The sequence below is a fragment of the Phascolarctobacterium succinatutens genome (assembly GCF_958453765.1).
Classification (GTDB): Bacteria; Bacillota; Negativicutes; order Acidaminococcales; family Acidaminococcaceae; genus Phascolarctobacterium_A; species Phascolarctobacterium_A succinatutens_B.
Map to the genome: position 1 here is coordinate 222,473 of NZ_CAUDZA010000001.1, position 19,110 is coordinate 241,582.

Consider the following 19,110-nt stretch of genomic DNA (forward strand, 5'->3'; position numbering starts at 1 on the left):
TAAAATCCAGGTAACAATCCTTGAAAACTGCACTTTAAACATTATGTTTCTGAATAAAAGGAAAGCGCCAGCCGCTAATGCAACTGACGCCAAGGGAAAGACAGATTTTAATTAGTACAGAGGAGCTTCAGCTTCTGCATGCTTTTTTTCGCTCTTGTCAACCAGCAGAGTTACAGCAGCATCGCCGGTGATGTTAACAGAGGTACGCGGCATATCCAGGATACGGTCGATACCTGCGATAAGAGCAGAGCCTTCCAGCGGCAGACCAAGGCTGGTCAGAATCATGGTCAACATGATGAAGCCTGCGCCCGGAACACCTGCAGTACCGATAGAAGCCAAAGTACCGGTAACGATAATGGTCATGTATTGGGAAGCAGTGAGGTCAATGCCGTACAGTTGAGCAATGAACAGTGCGCATACACCCTGATAAGCAGCAGTACCATCCATGTTGATGGTTGCGCCCAACGGCAGAACGAAGCTGGAAACTTCTTTAGAAGCGCCCATTTTTTGAGCACAGCTCATGGTCAGCGGCAGAGTACCACCGGAGGAGCAGGAGCTGAAAGCCATCAGGGACGCCGGAGCAATACCCTTAATGAATTGGATGAAGCCCATGCCTGCAAGGAATTTGATCATAGAGCCATAAACGAGAACTGCATGCAGGAGGCAAGCCAGATATACAGCGATAACAACCTTCAGCAGCGGCAGCAGAACAGCAGGACCGTTAGATGCAACTACCGGAGTAATCAAACCGAAAACACCAATCGGAGCAACAGCCATAATCATGCCAACGATTTTGTAGGAAACCTCAGCCAGACCATCGATGGTGTGTTTCAGAGCGTTAGCTTTTTCACCGACAACAGTAATACCGGCGCCAACGAAGAGAGAGAAAACGATGATTTGCAGCATGTTAGCTTTAACCATAGCTTCCAGCGGATTAGTCGGGAAAATGTCAATGATAACCTTGGAAATAGGCGGTGCAGCTTTAGCAGCAACTTTAGCAGTATCAGCAGCCATATGCAAACCAACACCCGGTTGCATGATAGTACCGATTGCCAAACCGATAACGATAGCAAAAGCAGTAGTTACCAGATAGTACGCTACAGTTTTAACACCGATACGACCTACCTTTTTGATATCACCCAAGCTGGTAACACCGATTACCAGACTGGAGAATACCAGCGGTACGATAACCATTTTGATCATGTTCATGAAAATTGTTCCCAGAGGACCAATCCAGGTCTTGGCGAAGCCGGCACCTTCAGCACCCAGCTCCAGGCCTGCAATAATACCAAGCGCAAGGCCGATTAAAATTTTTGTAGATAAGTTCATTTTTACAACCCCCAGATATTTAAGTAAAAAAACTGTTAAGATAATTATAGCAACTTATCATGGAAAAGTCCGATTGTATACAGTATTATTGGTTTGTATACAATATTATTTACGATTATCCCGTCGAAGCGCATAAAAATACCCCTGCAGCAACGTGCAGGGGCAAAGGCAAATTATCTTATTTAACTAAAAGCTCATACAGCACTACGGCAAGAGCACCGGGAACACCGAAGAAGCCAGCAATCAAAGCCTTGATAACCGTAATCTTCATGGTAAAGCCCGCCAACGAGCCTACCAGATTGATGAACCACAGCAGCAGTGCGCCGCAGAGACCATTCCACACCAGCTTAAACGGCATTGACAGCAGCTTTACTACCAGTAACAGCAGCAGTACGCCGCCAATCATCGGTCCGAAGGCACCAAGCGGTGACAAAATAGCATTAAATTCCATATTAAATAACGCCGGTCCTTTCTACATTGTGCGCCTGTTTTCCAGCGCTTTAGACAAGGTTATTTCGTCAGCATACTCCAAATCGCCGCCCATCGGCAGACCATGAGCAATACGGCTGACGGTTATTCCTACAGGCTTCAGCAGCTGTGCCAGATAGGTAGCAGTCGCTTCACCCTCTACATCCGAGTTGGTCGCAATAATAATTTCACTGACCGATTCCTGCTGCAGGCGCAAGAGAAGCTCTCTGATGCGCAGCTTTTCCGGACCGATACCGTCAAGCGGCGAAAGTACACCGTGCAGCACGTGATACAGTCCGTGATAGCCATGACTGCGCTCCATCGCCGCAATATCCTGCGGCTGCTCCACTACACAGATAGTAAAGCTGTCGCGCGAGCTGTCACGGCAAATCTCGCATACATCGCTGTCAGTAAGATTAAAGCAGCGGCTGCAGTAGTGAATCTGCTCCTTGGCACCGCTCAAGGCCGCCGCCAGCTGCTTCACATCCTCCGCAGGCATGTCAATCACATGATAGGCCAGTCGCATAGCTGTTTTTGAGCCGATGCCCGGCAAACGCCTGAGCTGCTCATATAAATTAGCCAGCGGCCTGATCATTCTTGCCATCAGCTTAGAACATGCCAGGCAGCTTCATGCCGCCGGTAACCTTAGCCATTTCTTTTTCGGTAAGCTCGTCAATCTGCTTCATAGCGTCATTGACAGCTGTCAGAATCATATCCTCCAGCATTTCTACATCCTCGGGATCTACAGCGGTCGGATTGATTTTGATGGATTTCAGTTCTTTTTTACCGCTGACAACAACGGTTACGGCACCGCCGCCGACAGACGTTTCTACAGTACGGCTTTTCAGATCCTCCTGCATTTTTGCCATATCAGCCTGCATTTTTTGTACCTTTTTCATCATTGCCTGCATATTACCCATGCCACCTGGAAACATAATTAAATTCCTCCTTGATATTTACATATATTGATATTATATATTCTCAGAAACATAAGCCAAGGCTTCAGAGCCTCAAATTAGGTTTCATTGGTCTGATATATCCGTTACACTGCCGCCTAAGGCATTAAATGCCTTGCGCAGGTTTTCCGGCAGCTGCGCTGCCTGCAGATTTTGCGTTTCGCTTTCGGGCGATTGCTGCACTTCCTGCTTTACAGGGGGATGCGGCAGCTTAGCCTTGCCCTCAATGACAGCCTCCAGTCTGATTTCACGTCTTGCCAGACGCAGCAGGACCTCCTCGAAGGCTTTGCGATAATCATCCTTGTTCATCCTGTCCGCAAGGAACGGTGCCTTGAAGGCAACCTGCAGAATGTTGTTGGCAAAGCTGAAGACTCTGCCGTTCTTAGCGCAGGATACCATAGAATTCTTCTTTTCTGCCTTCATAATCTCCAAAGCCTGCTTCCAGAAATCCTCACCGGCTGCAAAATCACCGGCATATTCCTCTGTCTGCTGCACTTTAGCGCTTTTAGGCTTAGGAGCGGCGTTCACCGCTGCAGCCAGCGTATCGGCAGCAGGCTGCGATTGCGCTTTAACTGCAGGCTTCTTAGCCGGAGCAGCTTTTGCTGCCTGCATAGGCTCTGCCGCAGGTGTCTGCTGTGCAATCGGCTGCTGTGCTGCCGGTGCGGCATATTCCTGTACGATTGGCTGCTGCACTGCCACAGCAGGCGCAGGCTGAGCGTTAACCGGAGCCTGCTGATAAACAGGCATCACACCGCCTGCCAGCTGACGCTCCAGCTGTTCTATTCTTGCCGATAAAGCAGCCAATGTGCTGCCCTCTACGCGGCATAAATCCAAAAGGCACAGCTCTGCCGTAATGCGCGGACGCATAGAACCGCGCAGCTCCTGAATAGCGCTGTGCAGCCTTTCCTCCGCCGCCAGCAGACGGTCACGTCCGAACAACGGCGCCAGCTCCGCCAACGCTTCTTTAGTATCCGTCAGATAAATTTCTTCATAGTCAGGAACTGCCAGATAAAGCACCAGCGCCCGCAGATACTCAATAAGCTCTGTAAGCACCTGCTTGACATCCTTGCCCTGCTCCAACAGCAGATTCAGCGTAGCCAGCGCCTGCGGCAGCTGCCTGCGGCCTATTGCTCCCGTCAGCTCGTGCAGCGCTTCACGCCCTACGATGCCCAGTACCTCGCGCACAGTAGCCACCGTAACACGCTTGGCCATGACACCGCACTGGTCCAGCAGGCTCAGAGCATCACGCATGCCGCCCTCAGCCTGAATCGCTATTAAGCGCAACGCATCCGCATCGGCCTCAATGCCACTGCCTGCTGCTACCATTGCCAAGTGCTCCGCAATTTCGTCTACCGTTACCCTGCGGAATTCAAAGCGCTGACAGCGCGACTGAATCGTTGCAGGCACCTTCTGCGGGTCCGTAGTCGCCAGAATAAATACAGCGTGTGCCGGCGGCTCCTCCAATGTTTTCAGCAAAGCATTGAAAGCTCCTGTAGAAAGCATGTGCACCTCGTCGATAATATAAACCTTGTAACGGCTTTCGGCAGGTGTAAAGGCTACCTGCTCGCGCAGGTCACGGATATTATCTACGCTGGTATTGGACGCAGCGTCAATTTCAATTACATCCAGAGAGGTTCCCTGCACAATGCGCTGACAGTTGCCGCATTGGCCGCAGGGCTCGGCAGTCGGCCCCTGCTCGCAATTCAGAGCCTTGGCCAGAATACGCGCCATACTGGTCTTACCGGTGCCGCGAGGACCGGAAAACAAATAGGCGTGGGCAATTTTGCCGCTTGCCAAAGCATTTTTCAAGGTTGTTTTCACAGCCTTTTGTCCCACAAGAGCGTCAAAATCCTGCGGACGCCACTGGCGGTATAATGCTACATAAGCCATCACCGCACCTCCCCGGAATTCATTACATACATAATTATTATACTCAAAATAGCCTGAAATGTAAATTGAAGTTTTGCAGTCCCCCGGCTCCCGTTAAAACAAATATTTTACTAATGCACTAAAGTATTATATAATATTATCAGCTAATCAAAAGGAGGCTACAGCAATGACCATCCCCGAAATTGACAAGGACTTTTTACGCAGGCAGCTGCCGGAATTTTCCGGGCAGACTGCCGACTATCATAACGAGAAAATCGGCAAAATTGCCTATAAGGAGTTTTCCGGTTACTTCGGCAGCTTCGCCCAGCGCGACGGCAAAAGCAATATGCTGCGCCTGCGCTGCAGCGCCGGACGCATCACTATTGCAAAGCTGGCCTTCATAGCCGAGATGATCCGCAAATATAACATCAGCCGCATTCACTTCACAACCGGGCAGACTATACAGCTGCATGATCTCAGCGCCGAGGCTGCCGCTGAAATTTTGGAGCAATGCCTGGACGCGGACATCATCCCCTTCGGCTGCGGCGGTGACTATCCCGGCAACGTGCTCTGCTCGCCCTTAAGCGGTGTGGAACGCGAAGAATATTTTGACGTGCTGCCTTACGCCGAAGCAGCAGCGCAGTATCTCGTCGCTACCATTCCCGACGGCAAGCTGCCACGCAAATTTAAAACCGGCTTTTCCAATTCCCCGCAAAATCTTACGCACGCTACCATGCGCGATTTAGGCTTCGCCGCCCGTCCCGACGGTCGCTTCGATGTCTACAGCGCCGGCGGTCTGGGACCTGCTCCCTGCATCGGTATAAAAATGGCCGAGGCTGTTGCTCCCGAAAAAATCTTGTATCATATCAAAGCAATGCTCGCCACCTTCCGCGAATGCGGCACCTATACGCAAAGAGCCAAAGCACGCACCCGTTATCTGCCTGAGCTTTTGGGTGGCGAAGCCGCTTACAAAGCAGCCTACAGCGAACGTCTCCTGCAGGCACTGCAGGAAGGCGGTCTTGATTTGCAGCCTGAGGCAACAAAAATCACCAAGCGCGACTTCAAGCTCATCACCGGCTTCCGCATTACCTCACAGAAGCAGCCCGGTCTTTACGCCGTAAATTATCATCCACAGGCAGGACTGCCCAAAATTGAAAGCTTCCTAGCTCTGGCGGATTATCTGCAGAACGTTAAAGCCGCCGAGTTGCGTCTTGCACCCGACCAAAGTGTATATATTATCAACCTCACTGCTCCCGAAGCAGCAAAGGTAATGTCGCTCACGCCTGACACAGCCTATAATGCCTTCACAAGCAGCGTGGCCTGCATCGGCTCCACCGTCTGCCAGATGGGCATGGGAGATTCACAAAGCCTGCTGACAAGCTGCTTTGAAGAAATGGCTACGCAGTACGCTGCCAGTGATGCTCTGCCGCAGATTTATATTTCCGGCTGTCCTTCCAGCTGCGGCACCCACCAAATAGGCGAACTCGGCTTCCGCGGTACAGTTAAGGTCATCAAGGGTACAGCACACCCAGCCTTCACTATGTACATCAACGGCTGCTCACTGCAGGGCAGCGAACGCCTAGGGGAAGAAGCAGGCACACTGCTCGCCGAAGATATCCCCTTCGTGCTTTTGGAAATCGGCAAGCATATCGCCCAAAGCGGTCTGGACTTTGCCGCCTGGCAGGCAGCAAATCCTCAGGCCATCGCTACTATCGTTGCTCCCTATATGAAAAAAATCGAGCTGCTCAGCAAATAAGCGCAGCACAAAAAAATCCGTCGCACATGCGACGGATTTTCTTCGTTTATTTCCCTGTAGGACCGCAAAGACGGGCTTCCCCGCGGCACATGAAAGTATCCGCTTAAGGCTGCTTCCTTCCGGACCTGACCTGGTTCACAGGCTCCCATTGCGCAGGACCCGGCTCTACGATCCTACAGAGAAACAAGCTATATGATTTTATTAAAAAAGCCGCTCAGTGCGGCAGATTTTTAAGTGGCGGAGAGAGAGGGATTCGAACCCTCGGTACGGTTTCCCGTACACACGCTTTCCAGGCGTGCACCTTCAACCACTCGGTCATCTCTCCAAGGTTGAAAACTTTAAACTATTTTCAATTTGCCAGCACAATACGTACCCGCAGTCAACATAACTGCAAGTAGTATTATACTGGCATTTTTAATGAAAGTCAAGCGTTTTTTGTAAAAATTTTTATAAAATCATCAAAAAAATTCTTCTGCGGCAGTTTAGGAGAAGGTATCCTCCTCATCACTGTCTTCAGCCGGCAGCAGCATTACCGCACAATCAGAATTCAGAACCACGTTTTCCGAGGTGCTGCCCAAGTCATCACCGTTAGTCATATCGGCACCGGTTTTAGTCATCATAATCAGACTGACATTGTCGCGCTCACAGATAGCGGCAATTTTTCTGGAGGCTACGCCATGTGCAATGCGGTAATCGGCTTCAATACCGAAAATTTTCATTTCGTCTACCAGCTCTTGCAAAAACATCTTGGCACTGCCGTATTTTTCCTTGTAATCATGTTTGTTTCTGCTATGCTCAACAACATGCACAAACAATACCTTGCCTACATATTCACGCAAGCTACGGATAACGTTCAGCGCTTCTAAGGATTTACGGGAAAAATCGGTCGGTATCAGCACAGTATCCAGCAGATTTTCTGTAACCTCATCTTCCTCATCCTTATTAATCAGCAGGGGAATCATTGTAGCCCGTGCCAGCTCATAGGTAGTGCTGCCCATCAGCGCACGCTTCAAAAAGCCCTTGCGGTGAGATGCTACCAGCATCAGGTCAGCGTCGTTTTCTTCCGCCAGCCTGCTTAAGGTTTCGCAGGGCTCGCCTGCCGGGGTTACAATGGAAATTTCTTCATAGCCTGCCTGCTCTATATCATTTTTATACCCATCCAATCGGCTGCGCGCTTTTTTAAAGCTGCTACCGTCAGGGTCGGCATCATCGTCATCATCAAAGACGTGAGCCAAAACCACTTCCGTTTCCGTATCGGGGCATAAGCAAAACAGACACTCGGTCAATTTATCAGCCTGCGGGGACAGATCTGTGGCCAACAGGACCTTGGTGAATGTACTCATCTAATTGCTCCTTTAAAAAATATGTAATATATGGATAGTTCGCCATGAATCCCGAAATTCCTGCCTGAGTAAAAAACAGCTTTCCTAAAAATACTGCCACAACAAAAACAAAAAGCAAAGCCATAAAATGACTTTGCTTTTTGTTTCAGGCACGTGCCTTTTTCAGGAGTCTTGCCAGCTCCATAACATTTTCCAGAGTTATATCGCTGCTGTTATCAGCTTCCTTTTCCCCTTCGATATCCACAAAAAAAGAACTGATAGGACATTCCAAAATCTGATGCAGCTTAATCAGATTGGGTATTGTCAAACCCGCGCGTCCGTTTTCGATATTGCTTAAATGCGTCTGAGTTACCCCCAACTCTTTCGCCAATTCTGTCTGAGATACCTTAGCGGAAATGCGCTGCATTTTTACACGCTTGCCTATCAGGCGATTGTATTCCTCTGTCATATTCATCATCATCCTCCCCTTTTCATAATATATATTCATTATTCCTAATTAAATTTATATAGACAGCATTATAACATATGCGTATTTTACAAGCAATAGTTTTTTAATTTTCCGCAATTTATTTAACTCTGCCTCTATCAAGTTGGCAACATTTATAATGTAGGCGAGGAATATTGTAAATAAAAAAAGCGACGTACTCTTGCATATAAGAGTACGTCGGACGCTATATTAAAATTATTCAGCAGTGCTCAAAAAGAATCAGGCACGGATAAGCTTGCCAGGATTCAGGATATTGTTCGGGTCCATAGCGCGTTTAATAGTCTTCATGATAGACATTTCTACCGGGTCGCAATAAGCTGCCAGTGCGTCAATCTTTTTCGCACCGATGCCATGCTCGCCGGAAAGACGGCCGCCCAGGCTGTAAACATATGCGTAGCAGATTTTGTGGAACTCTGCGAGCTGTTTTTCCCATTCTTCGTCGGTCATATCCATCTTCAGGCAGTTGAAATGCAGGTTACCGTCACCTGCGTGAGCCAGGCACATGCATTCGAAATCAAATTGCTTGGAAACCTCCATCAGGTGGTTCAGGCAGACAGCGATTTTGTCGATAGGTACAACAAGGTCATCAGAGGTAGATACCTTGCTCAAAGCCTTGGAGCCTTCCAGACAGCTGCGGCGTACCTTCCATACGCGCTCGTCTGCTTCAACAACGTCGGTTGCACCGCAGGCAGTACAGATTTCGTCAAGCTGCTCCATCTTCATATCCAGCTCGTCCTCGTTAAAGGTTTCCACGGTAACGATAACGTAGCTGCCATCCTCGTAATGCGGCAGACGCTGTTCTGCATAATCGCTGGCAGCACGTACAAAGCCGTTGTCCATAAATTCAACACTTGTCGGATTCAGGCCGGCCTTAACCAGCGCAGGCACCAGGTCGACAGCCTTCTGTACCTCGGTGAAAACTGCAAGGATATCCAGACGATACGGAGCCAGCGGCAGCAGCTTCAGAGTTGCTTTGGTGATGATACCAAGGGTACCCTCACTGCCCATTACCAATTGGTCGAGGCAGTAGCCGGTGCTGCATTTCTTCAGGCGGTTGCCCAGCTCGGCGATTTCGCCGGTCGGAGTAACAACCTCAATAGAATAAACCTGATGACGGGTAGTGCCGTAGCGTACAGCCTTATTGCCGCCGGCGTTGGTTGCAATATTGCCGCCGATCATACAGCTGTCAGCACTGCAGGGGTCACCGGCATACAGCAGGCCTGCTTCGTTAGCCTTAGCCTGAATATCAGAGGTCAGCGCACCAGCCTCAACCTCCATATACATAGCATCGGCATCAAGCTTAATAATCTTGTTCATGCGTTCCATCAGCAGCACAATGCCGCCGAAAACAGGAATCGCACCGCAGGATACACTGGTACCGGCACTGCGCGGAGTTACAGGCACAAGATATTTATTGGCGATTTTCATAACAGCAGCCACCTCTTCGGTGCTGCCCGGTGCTACAACTACCTCCGGCAGATGATGGTAATGAGCATCCGGCTCTTCGTCGGTTTTGTAACGCTCCAGAGTTTCGGCATCATTTTTTACATGCTCTGCACCGACTGCTTTACGCAGCTCCTCTAGGACTTCTTCGGTTACGGGATTGTAATTTGTCATACTAAAATCTCTCCTTTGCTACTTAGCTACAATGCTACATATTTTAGTTTTACAGCAGACCATTGAGATAGTCTTATAAATTAAAAACCTTGCCTGGATTCAGGATATTATTGGGATCCCAGGCTTTTTTAATTTTTCTCATCAGCTCCAGCTCACCGCTCGGAGTAAAGCGCTCCAAGAAGTGTGCCTTCTTGCTGCCAATGCCATGCTCACCGGAAAGACGTCCGCCATGCGCATAAGCATATGTATAAACCTCTTCCGTAAAACGGCTCAGTTCGGATTCCCACTCCTCATCGGACAAATCCAGCTTACACAGCACGATATGCAGGTTGCCGTCACCGATATGCGCGTTGATGCGCAACGGGAAGGGATATTTTGCCACAGTTTTAATGATGTATTGAATCATATCGCTCATTTCATCAACCGGCACAACAACGTCATCCGTCGTGCACACCTTGCTGATAAGGCTCACAGATTCCAGACAGTTGCGGCGCATCGACCAGATACGCTCATCAGCCTCCAGAACATCCACAGCGCCTGCGGCCTCGCAGATATCGCCGGCCTGCTCCATTTTCATGTCCAGCTCATCTTCATTGAAGGTTTCTATCGTAATAATAACGTAAATACCGTCTTCAATATGCGGCGCACCGGGGAACTCCAGATATTCCGAGGTTGTCCGCACATTAGGATTATCCATATATTCGATGCTTGTCGGGTCGATACCTGCTTTCACAAGCTGCGGCACGACGCCAATTGCTGCCATCGGGTCGTGGAAAATCGCCAGCATATCGATTTTATACGGAGGCAAGGGCTGCAGCTTCAGCGTTACCTGCGTAATAATACCCAGTGTGCCCTCGCTGCCGATAACAAGCTGCTCCATGCAGTAGCCTGTGCTGCACTTTTTCAGCGGCGAGCCAAGGTCAACAATGTCGCCGTAGGGTGTAACAATCTGCACAGCGTAGACCTGATTACGCGTTACACCGTAGCGCACAGCCTTGATGCCGCCGGCATTTGTCGCCAGATTACCGCCAATCTGGCAGCTGTCGCTGCTCGACGGGTCACCTGCATAAAGCAGATTCTCCGCCTTCGCCGCTGCCTGAATATCCAGAGTGCGCACACCGGCCTGTGCTACCATGTACAAGCCTTCCTTATTCAGCTCGATAATTTTGTTGAGGCGTTCCATTAAAAGCACTACGCCGCCCTTGTCGGCAATAGCGCCGTCAACGATGCCTGTACCGCCACCGCGCACGGTCAGCGGAATGAGATACTTATTGCACAGCTTTACTACGCCGGCAATTTCTTCGGCATCGGCAGGAATTACCACTACATCCGGCAGATGGAAGCAGCGCTCGTCCGCCTCCTCGTCCGTCTTGTAGCGGTCGAGCGTATCAGCATCGGTTTTGACATATTTTTCGCCCAACAGCGTTTTTAATTCATCAATAAATTCAGGAGTTACAGAATTGTAATTGCTCATAATACACTACCTTTTCTAAAGGCTGACGAGAAGGTATCAGAGGCGAAGAACAGGCACCGCCGGCGTACTAAACGTACGTCAAGGTGACTGTGATGAAGCTCGTCGCAAGCGACATTAGCACGACCATCGGTTTTTCGCTACGCAAAGCTTGCGACAAACCGGGTCTTTGCGTCTATGATGCCTTATTCGTCAGACTTCATGCGTTAAACACCTTACCCGGATTCAGAATCAAATTCGGATCCCAAGCCAGCTTAATTCTGCGCATCAGCTCCAGCTCACCGGCAGGCGTAAACTCTTCCATATAAGCCAGCTTCTTGGCACCGATGCCGTGCTCACCGGCTAAGCGGCCGCCCTGAGCGTAAGCATAGGCATAAACTTCTTCATGGAAGTCATGCACGATTTTTTCCCAGGTTACATCATCCAAATCGCATTTGCAGAGAACGATATGCAGATTGCCGTCACCGATATGCGCATTGATTTTTACCGGAATCGGGAAGGGATACTTGCTGCCGATATGCATAATTTCTTTAATGGTCGGCGCAATGCGGTCTACAGGCACAACAACATCGTCGGTCAGGGAAACCTTACTTACAAGGCTAATAGATTCCTGGCAGTTGCGGCGCATTGCCCAGATACGGTCATCCGCTTCCAGAACTTCAACGGCACCTGCTGCTTCACACAGCTCGTCAAGCTGCTCCATCTTCATGTCCAGCTCATCCTCACTGAAGGTTTCTACCGTAATGATAACGTAAATACCATCCTCATAATGCGGTGCGCCCTTAAATTCAATATAATCGGCGCAGGCACGCACATAGGAATTATCCATATATTCCATGCTCGTCGGGTTCAGACCGGCCTGCATAATCTTCGGCACTACATCAAGAGCCTTGAACGGGTCGTCAAATACTGCCAGCAGGTCAAAGCGGTACGGAGGCATCGGCTGCAGCTTCAAAGTAACCTTGGTGATAATACCCAAAGTACCTTCGCTGCCCATTACCAGCTGCTCCATGCAATAGCCTGTGCTGCATTTTTTCAGACGGCTGCCAACCTCCACGATTTCGCCGGTCGGTGTAACCATCTCCAGGCTGTAAACCTGATTACGGGTAACGCCATAGCGGACAGCCTTGCTGCCGCCGGCATTTGTTGCCAGATTGCCGCCGATCAAGCAGCTTTCGGCGCTGCAGGGGTCACCTGCGTAAAGATAGCCTGCTTCATTGGCCATCTTCTGAATATCAACTGTACGCACGCCGGCTTCGGCGACAACATACATCGCTTCGGTATTCATCTCGATAATTTTATTCAAGCGCTCCATGAGCAGTACAATACCGCCGCAGACAGCAATCGCGCCATCGGCAAGGCTGGTACCGCCGCTGCGGACAGTCAGCGGCACATTGTACTTATTGCACAGCTTCACAACTGCGGCAATCTCTTTGGCATTGGCAGGACGCACAACAGCCTCAGGCACACGGAAACGGCGCGGATCATATTCCTCGTCGGTTTTATATTGCTCCAGCTTTTCAGGCTCGGTAAAAACATTGGCGTCACCTACTACGGCGCGCACATCCGCTAAAAACGGTTCTGATACGGAATTATACTCTTTCATCATATTCCCTCATTTCTAAATTACATATAGACATCTGTGCGAAAGACAGCAGATGTTACTTATCTAACTTTATATTATATTACAAATCGCGCTGTTTGTCTGTAAATTATGTATGAGAAATCAACACAAAAAGTTTTTCTTGCAGAGAAAATAGGTTTCGCTATATATTGTATACTTCCCCGCACCCATTGCCAAGCAATATAAAAAAGGTTAAGATATAGATAATGAAGCTGCCTTTGCTGCGCCTTAACGCAAGGGCAAAATAAATTTACAGCTATAGGAGAGAGGTCTTATGCAAGCTTTATTTGATGCAGTTAACGCTATCTGCGCCAAAATCCAGATTGTTTCCAATCTGTTCTGGGATTTCCCCTGCAATCTCGACTGGTACGGTTCTATCCCCATTCTGGGAAATTTTAGTCTGGCAATTATTTTATTAGTCGGTACAGGTATTTACTTTACCTTCCGCCTGCACTTTGTCCAGGTACACAACTTTCTCTTCGCTATAAAGGTGCTGATGCAGCGCAACCATACGCGCAACGGTATTTCCTCACTCACAGCCTTTTTGCTTTCCACCGCTATGCGTGTCGGCCCCGGCAATATTTTGGGCGTAACCGGCGCAATTTCCATCGGCGGCCCGGGCGCGCTGTTCTGGATGTGGGTTTCCGCCTTCTTCGGCATGGCAACCTCCTTTGCAGAATCCACGCTTTCGCAGATTTTCAAGGAAAAGCGTGATAACGAATATGTCGGTGGCCTGCCATTTTACGCACGCAAATTATTGAACGATTCCGCCGCTGCCGGCGTTGCGCTCAGCATGCTGTACATTGTTTATGCGCTGCTGTGCTTCCCAGCACAAGGCTTCAACACTATTTCCGCAGTAGGTGCCATCGCCAGCAAAATCTCCGGTGTAAGCATTCCTACCAATTCCTCGCTCTACTGGATTTCCTTTGCGGTGCTTATCGTTATCACCGCTGTTATCAGCTTCGGCGGTATTAAAAAGGTAACGAAGGTTACCGACCGCATCGTTCCCGTTATGGCAGTTATTTATGTACTCACCGTCATCGCTTTGACCGTCGGCAACATCGACCGCATTCCGCTGTTCTTCAGCTCCGTTTTCACGCAGGCCTTTGCGCCTGATGCTGTTTTCGGCGGTGCCTTCGGTCTGGCGCTCAGCCAGGGTATTAAGCGCGGCCTGATGTCCAACGAAGCAGGCCAGGGTACTATTACCATGCCGGCTGCGGCAGCAGAGGTTGCACACCCCTGTGAGCAGGGCTGTGTGCAGGCTTTGGGCGTATTTCTTGATACCATCGTTATCTGCACTCTGACCGGCTTTGTCGTTATCATGGGCAGCATGTGGCTCACGGCAGATGCCAGTGCCTGGTTTGAGCTGGGCAAGCTTGATAAATTTCTCGCCTCCTGCGGTGCTCTTACCGGCGGCAACGACACTCTTTACAGCGTTGTTACGCTGCTTGTAAGCGTTTGCTTCGGCCTGTTTGCCTTCACCTGCCTCTTAGGCTTCATGTCCTTCACCGAAATGTGTGCTAACCGCATTTCCAGCAAGGCTTCCTTCATCAACACCATCCGCGTGCTGTGCCTCATCGTTATTTCCTTCGGCGTTATCACCAACATCGCCGGTATGGATTTAGGCGCACTGTGGGAATTGAGCGACTTCGCCAACATCCTCATGGTATACTGCAACTTACCGCTGCAATATATCGGCTTTAAATATGTATTGCGTGCCTGGAAGCATTTCGAAAAAAACGACAGTACTCCGTTCACCTCCGAAATCGCCGGGCTGCAGCTGCCGGTTTGGGATGCTTTAGCCAAGGAACACAAAAACAAATATCATCACTAAAAAATTAAGCGTGGCCGCTACTCGCAGCCACGCTATTTTTATGCCTTATTCACCTTTAAGCAGACGTAAAAATTCTGCTTCATCAATAACCGTTACGCCTAATTGCTGTGCCTTTTCCAGCTTATTGCCGGCCTCCGCACCCGCAATGACGTAATCCGTCTTTTTGCTGACGCTGCCGCTGACCTTCGCACCCACATCCTGCGCCATCGTCTTGGCCTCGGCGCGTCCCAGCGTAGGCATCGTGCCCGTAAAGACAAGCGTTTTGCCGAAGAAGGGGTTATCCTCCTGACTGGCAGGCGGTGTAAACGTCATCGTCAGTCCTGCTGCCGCCAAACGCTCCACCAGGTCGATGTTCGCCGGTACATTCAGCCAGGTAACGACGCTTTCCGCAATCTTATCACCGATATCACGAATCTGCGCCAGCTCTTCCGGCTGTGCCTGCTGCAGCTTTTCCATGCTGCCGAATTCCGTTGCCAGAATACGCGCTACCTTGGTACCCACATGACGGATACCCAAAGCAAAGAGCAGCTTGTCCAGCTCGTTCTTCTTGCTTTCGTCCAACGCCGCCAGCAGATTATCCGCAGACTTTTCGCCCATACGCTCCAGCTTCAGCAAATCCTCCTTGCGCAGGCTGTACAAATCCGCAGCATCGCGCACTAAGCCCGCATCAAGCAGTGCATTGATAACAGAAGGACCGCAGCCGTCGATATTCATCGCATCACGGCTGACAAAGTGAATGAGGCCCTCGCGTCCGAGCGCCGGACAGTGCGGATTGGTGCAGCGGATAGCTGCTTCCTCGCCCTGACGCTCTACACGCCAGCCACATTCCGGGCAGACGCTGGGAATTTCTACCTCTTTTTCGTCACCGGTACGCTTTTCAGCAACTACACGCAATACCTCGGGAATAATTTCACCGGCCTTGTTGATGATAACCCTGTCACCGATGCGGATATCCTTGGCGCGGATAAAGTCCTCGTTATGCAGGGTAGCACGTCTGATAACGCTGCCGCTTAATTTTACCGGTGCCAGCACTGCCGTCGGCGTCAGTACTCCTGTGCGCCCTACACGCCAGTCAATATCCTCCAGCGTAGTTTCCGCCTGCTCCGGCGGATATTTATAGGCCGTAGCCCAACGCGGATCCTTGCCTGTAGCGCCCAGAATACGCTGTTGGTAAACATCGTTGACCTTAATAACAGCGCCGTCAGTATCGTAGGACAGGCCTTGACGCAGCTCGTTGAAATCGCCGATATATTTAATCGCCTCGTCGATATTTTCGACAACCTTATAATTTTCGCTCACCTTAAAGCCGTAGCGTGCCAGCAAGGCCAGCGATTCGCTGTGCTTGGGCTGCGCGCCCTCGCCTACCAGATAATAGGCAAAAAAGCTCAGGCTGCGGCTTGCCGTTACCTGCGGGTCCAGCTGGCGCAGGCTGCCTGCCGCCGCATTACGCGGATTGGCAAACTCGCTCTCGCCGCGCTCCGCGCGCTGCTCGTTTAAACGCATAAACGCCTGCCTTGGCATATAAACCTCACCGCGCACATCCAAAAGCTCCGGCACTGCTTCACCCTCAGGCACCTTCAGCGTCAGCGGAATGCTGCGGATGGTGCGCACGTTAGCCGTAACATTTTCGCCTACTACGCCGTCACCGCGGGTAGCGGCGCGAACCAGCTTACCGTTTTCGTAAATCAGACTGCAGGCCAGGCCGTCAATCTTCGGCTCCATAACGTATTCCACCTTGCTGCCTGCAGGCAGACCGCTGCGAACACGTTCATCAAAGGCACGCAGCTCCTCGGCGGAAAACACATTGCCCAGGCTCAGCAGCGGCTCCAGATGGCGCACCTCGGTAAACTGCGAGGATGCACGGCCGCCGACACGCTGCGTAGGCGAATCGGCCGGAATGCTGTCGGGATAACGCGCCTCCAGCTCACGCAGGCGCACCATCATGCGGTCATATTCGGCGTCCGTAATCTCCGGCGCATCCAATACATAATATAAATATTCGTTATGACGGATTTCGCGGCGCAGCTTTTCGGCCTCAGCCAAATCTGCCGCGCGCTCATCAGCAAATAAATCCATTTCTGCCATCGCTTTATCCTCCAACATTTTTATCAGGAAAGCCGCTGCTTACAGCTTTTCCAGCTTAGCATACTTCGTCAGCAGGCTACGGATACCGCCGCCTGCAAAAGCAACCGTAACCTCTTGGCCGTCATCCGCAGCCTTAGCGGTAACAATCGTGCCTGCGCCCCACTTTTTATGCATAACCTTATCGCCGACATGGAAGCTGCAGCCTGCCGCCGCACTGCTTTCCCTCAGAAAGAAGCTGGCCTTATGCTGCTCGAACCAGTTGGCGTTTTCCTTGGCAGTAGGCTTGTGTACCTGCGAAGTCATCGCCGGGCGCTGCACTACCGGACGTTTGATTACATGCACCAGATTACGCGGCACCTCCTGCAGGAAGCGGGATGGAGTGTAATACTGCGTGCGGCCGTAGATAGTTCGTGTTCTGGCATTGCTCAGGAACAAATGCTTTTCCGCACGCGTAATGCCTACGTAGCACAGGCGGCGCTCCTCTTCAATCTCATTTTCATTCATCAATGTGCGGGAATGCGGGAAGATACCCTCCTCCATACCTACCAAAAAGACATCGGGGAATTCCAGGCCCTTGGCGGAGTGCAGCGTCATCAATGTAACGGCCTCCTCGCCCAGCTCCGCATCATCAATATCGGCAACCAGCGCTACGTCAGCCAGGAAGTTTTCCAGCGTCGGCTCTTCGCCGTTACGCTCGCATTTAACTGCGAACTCCTCGGTTACGCTCAGCATTTCCTTCAGGTTCTCCACACGGCTTTCGTCCTGCGGGTCCTTGCTGCTTTGCAGCTCCTCCAGATAGCCTGTTTTCAGCAGCACATCATCCAGAAGCTGTTTTACCGGTACATCGGCAGCCTCGCCCATCAGCTCAAAGAGCAGCTCGCTCAGCTCGTCCAGCTTATTGGCAAAACGGCTCGCAAGACCGGGGACATCCGCTGCATTGGTCACTACCTCGAACAAGGTCTGTCCGCTGGCATTGGCATACTCCTGCAAGCGTGCCAATGTCGCATCACCGATACCGCGGCGCGGCACGTTGATAATACGCAGCAGGCTCAGGCTGTCACTGGGGTTGAAAATCAGACGCAGATAAGCCAGCGCATCCTTGATTTCCTTGCGCTCGTAGAACTTCGTACCGCCGACCATCGTATAGGCGATACCGCTTTTAATCAGCAGTTCCTCGAAAACACGCGACTGCGCGTTGGTGCGGTACAGCACTGCCATATCACCCAGCTTGGCGCCTTCATTCAGCTGCAGCTTCTGCATATTTTCAATCACATAGCGTGCTTCATCTCTTTCATCATTCGCCTGATAGTAAACAATTTCCGAACCGTTGCCGTTGGCAGTCCACAAATTTTTCGGCTTGCGTCCGCTGTTGTTGTCGATAACGGCATTGGCAGCATCCAAAATAACCTGCGTACTGCGGTAGTTCTGCTCCAGCTTCACCAGCTTGGCATCGGGGTAATCCTTTTCAAAATCGAGGATATTCTGGATATCGGCACCGCGCCAGCCGTAAATGCTCTGGTCGGCATCGCCTACTACGCAGATGTTTCTGTGGCCTGCAGCCAATAGCTTTGTCAGCAGGTACTGTGCATGGTTGGTGTCCTGATATTCGTCAACCATCAGATAATCAAACTTGCGCTGGTACTTTTCTCTAACCGCCGGATTTTCCTGCAGCAGACGCAGCGCCAGCAGCAGCAAATCGTCAAAGTCTACGGCATTGTTGGCCTGCAGCTTTTTCTGATAAGCATCATAAATTTTTGCCACCTGCTGCTCATAGTAGCCGGAGGCCTCACGAGCGTAGGCATCGGGCAGCAGCAAAGCATTTTTCGCGTTGCTGATATGGCTGATAATCGCCGGCAACGGGAAACGCTTTTCATCCAGATTCATTTCCTTCAGCACCTGTTTAATCAGGTTTTTGCTGTCGCTTGTATCGTAAATTGCAAAATTATTGGCATAACCGTTGAGATTTTCCAGCTCATAGCGTAAAAGACGGGCGCAGAAGGCATGGAAGGTAAACAGCCACACATCTCTGGCCGCAGCACCGGCCATACGGTCTACGCGCTCGCGCATTTCCGCGGCGGCTTTATTGGTAAATGTTATCGCCAAAATGCGATAGGGACGCACGCCCTGCTGCAGCAAATGCGCAATACGGCAGGTAAGCACCTTCGTCTTGCCGCTGCCTGCGCCTGCCAGAATCAGCATCGGTCCGTTAATAGTCTGTACTGCATCAAGCTGCTCTTTATTGAGTCCTTGCATTGTATCGGTCATCAGTCG

14 protein-coding genes, 1 tRNA gene and 1 other RNA gene are annotated in these 19,110 nt (G+C 50.7%); 2 read left to right on the forward strand and 14 right to left on the reverse strand.

Annotation, left to right across the window (positions count from 1 at the left end; all coding sequences use genetic code 11):
* Positions 1-111 precede the first annotated feature (111 nt).
* From Q7Q81_RS01075 to dnaX, 5 genes are all read right to left on the reverse strand, one after another.
* On the reverse strand, positions 112-1,329 hold the full coding sequence (locus Q7Q81_RS01075; RefSeq protein ID WP_293724367.1) for a dicarboxylate/amino acid:cation symporter: 1,218 nt from the start codon (positions 1,327-1,329) through the stop codon (positions 112-114).
* Between the two features lie 178 nt (positions 1,330-1,507).
* Positions 1,508-1,780, reverse strand: a complete 273-nt coding sequence (locus Q7Q81_RS01080; protein ID WP_293388048.1) for a pro-sigmaK processing inhibitor BofA family protein — start codon at positions 1,778-1,780, stop codon at positions 1,508-1,510.
* Positions 1,781-1,801: 21 nt separating this feature from the next.
* Positions 1,802-2,401, reverse strand: a complete 600-nt coding sequence (gene recR, locus Q7Q81_RS01085; protein WP_009144536.1) for a recombination mediator RecR — start codon at positions 2,399-2,401, stop codon at positions 1,802-1,804.
* Between the two features lie 4 nt (positions 2,402-2,405).
* A complete protein-coding gene (locus Q7Q81_RS01090; RefSeq protein WP_009144537.1) occupies positions 2,406-2,732 on the reverse strand; it encodes a YbaB/EbfC family nucleoid-associated protein in 327 nt (108 codons plus the stop codon).
* Positions 2,733-2,819: 87 nt separating this feature from the next.
* Positions 2,820-4,643 carry a DNA polymerase III subunit gamma/tau gene (gene dnaX / locus Q7Q81_RS01095; RefSeq protein WP_304272999.1) on the reverse strand — a complete coding sequence of 608 codons (1,824 nt, stop codon included), beginning with the start codon at positions 4,641-4,643 and terminating at the stop codon, positions 2,820-2,822.
* Positions 4,644-4,809: 166 nt separating this feature from the next.
* On the opposite strand from dnaX, the gene Q7Q81_RS01100 reads away from it, so the two are divergent.
* Positions 4,810-6,378: a nitrite/sulfite reductase gene (locus tag Q7Q81_RS01100; protein ID WP_304273002.1), complete on the forward strand. Its 1,569-nt coding sequence runs from the start codon at positions 4,810-4,812 to the stop codon at positions 6,376-6,378.
* Between the two features lie 65 nt (positions 6,379-6,443).
* Here the strand turns inward: Q7Q81_RS01100 and ffs are convergent.
* The 7 genes from ffs to Q7Q81_RS01135 form a co-directional block, all read right to left on the reverse strand.
* Positions 6,444-6,543, reverse strand: an RNA gene (ffs, locus tag Q7Q81_RS01105) — signal recognition particle sRNA small type.
* Between the two features lie 70 nt (positions 6,544-6,613).
* Positions 6,614-6,703: transfer RNA gene (locus Q7Q81_RS01110), tRNA-Ser, on the reverse strand.
* Positions 6,704-6,860: 157 nt separating this feature from the next.
* Positions 6,861-7,721, reverse strand: coding sequence for a universal stress protein (locus Q7Q81_RS01115; RefSeq protein WP_293388036.1), 861 nt, complete (start codon positions 7,719-7,721; stop codon positions 6,861-6,863).
* Positions 7,722-7,866: 145 nt separating this feature from the next.
* Positions 7,867-8,181, reverse strand: coding sequence for a helix-turn-helix domain-containing protein (locus Q7Q81_RS01120; RefSeq protein WP_210685134.1), 315 nt, complete (start codon positions 8,179-8,181; stop codon positions 7,867-7,869).
* Between the two features lie 246 nt (positions 8,182-8,427).
* Positions 8,428-9,825: an FAD-binding oxidoreductase gene (locus tag Q7Q81_RS01125; RefSeq protein ID WP_210685135.1), complete on the reverse strand. Its 1,398-nt coding sequence runs from the start codon at positions 9,823-9,825 to the stop codon at positions 8,428-8,430.
* Positions 9,826-9,898: 73 nt separating this feature from the next.
* Positions 9,899-11,299, reverse strand: coding sequence for an FAD-binding oxidoreductase (locus Q7Q81_RS01130; RefSeq protein ID WP_304273004.1), 1,401 nt, complete (start codon positions 11,297-11,299; stop codon positions 9,899-9,901).
* 196 nt (positions 11,300-11,495) lie between these two features.
* Positions 11,496-12,902: an FAD-binding oxidoreductase gene (locus Q7Q81_RS01135; protein WP_368502097.1), complete on the reverse strand. Its 1,407-nt coding sequence runs from the start codon at positions 12,900-12,902 to the stop codon at positions 11,496-11,498.
* A 292-nt stretch (positions 12,903-13,194) separates the two neighbouring features.
* On the opposite strand from Q7Q81_RS01135, the gene Q7Q81_RS01140 reads away from it, so the two are divergent.
* A complete protein-coding gene (locus tag Q7Q81_RS01140; protein ID WP_304273009.1) occupies positions 13,195-14,754 on the forward strand; it encodes an alanine/glycine:cation symporter family protein in 1,560 nt (519 codons plus the stop codon).
* 45 nt (positions 14,755-14,799) lie between these two features.
* On the opposite strand, the gene ligA is transcribed toward Q7Q81_RS01140, so the two are convergent.
* Entirely contained in the window at positions 14,800-16,839 is a 2,040-nt protein-coding gene (gene ligA / locus Q7Q81_RS01145) for an NAD-dependent DNA ligase LigA (protein WP_304273012.1), read from the reverse strand.
* Between the two features lie 39 nt (positions 16,840-16,878).
* Positions 16,879-19,104: a DNA helicase PcrA gene (gene pcrA, locus Q7Q81_RS01150; protein WP_304273014.1), complete on the reverse strand. Its 2,226-nt coding sequence runs from the start codon at positions 19,102-19,104 to the stop codon at positions 16,879-16,881.
* Between the last annotated feature and the right edge of the window lie 6 nt (positions 19,105-19,110).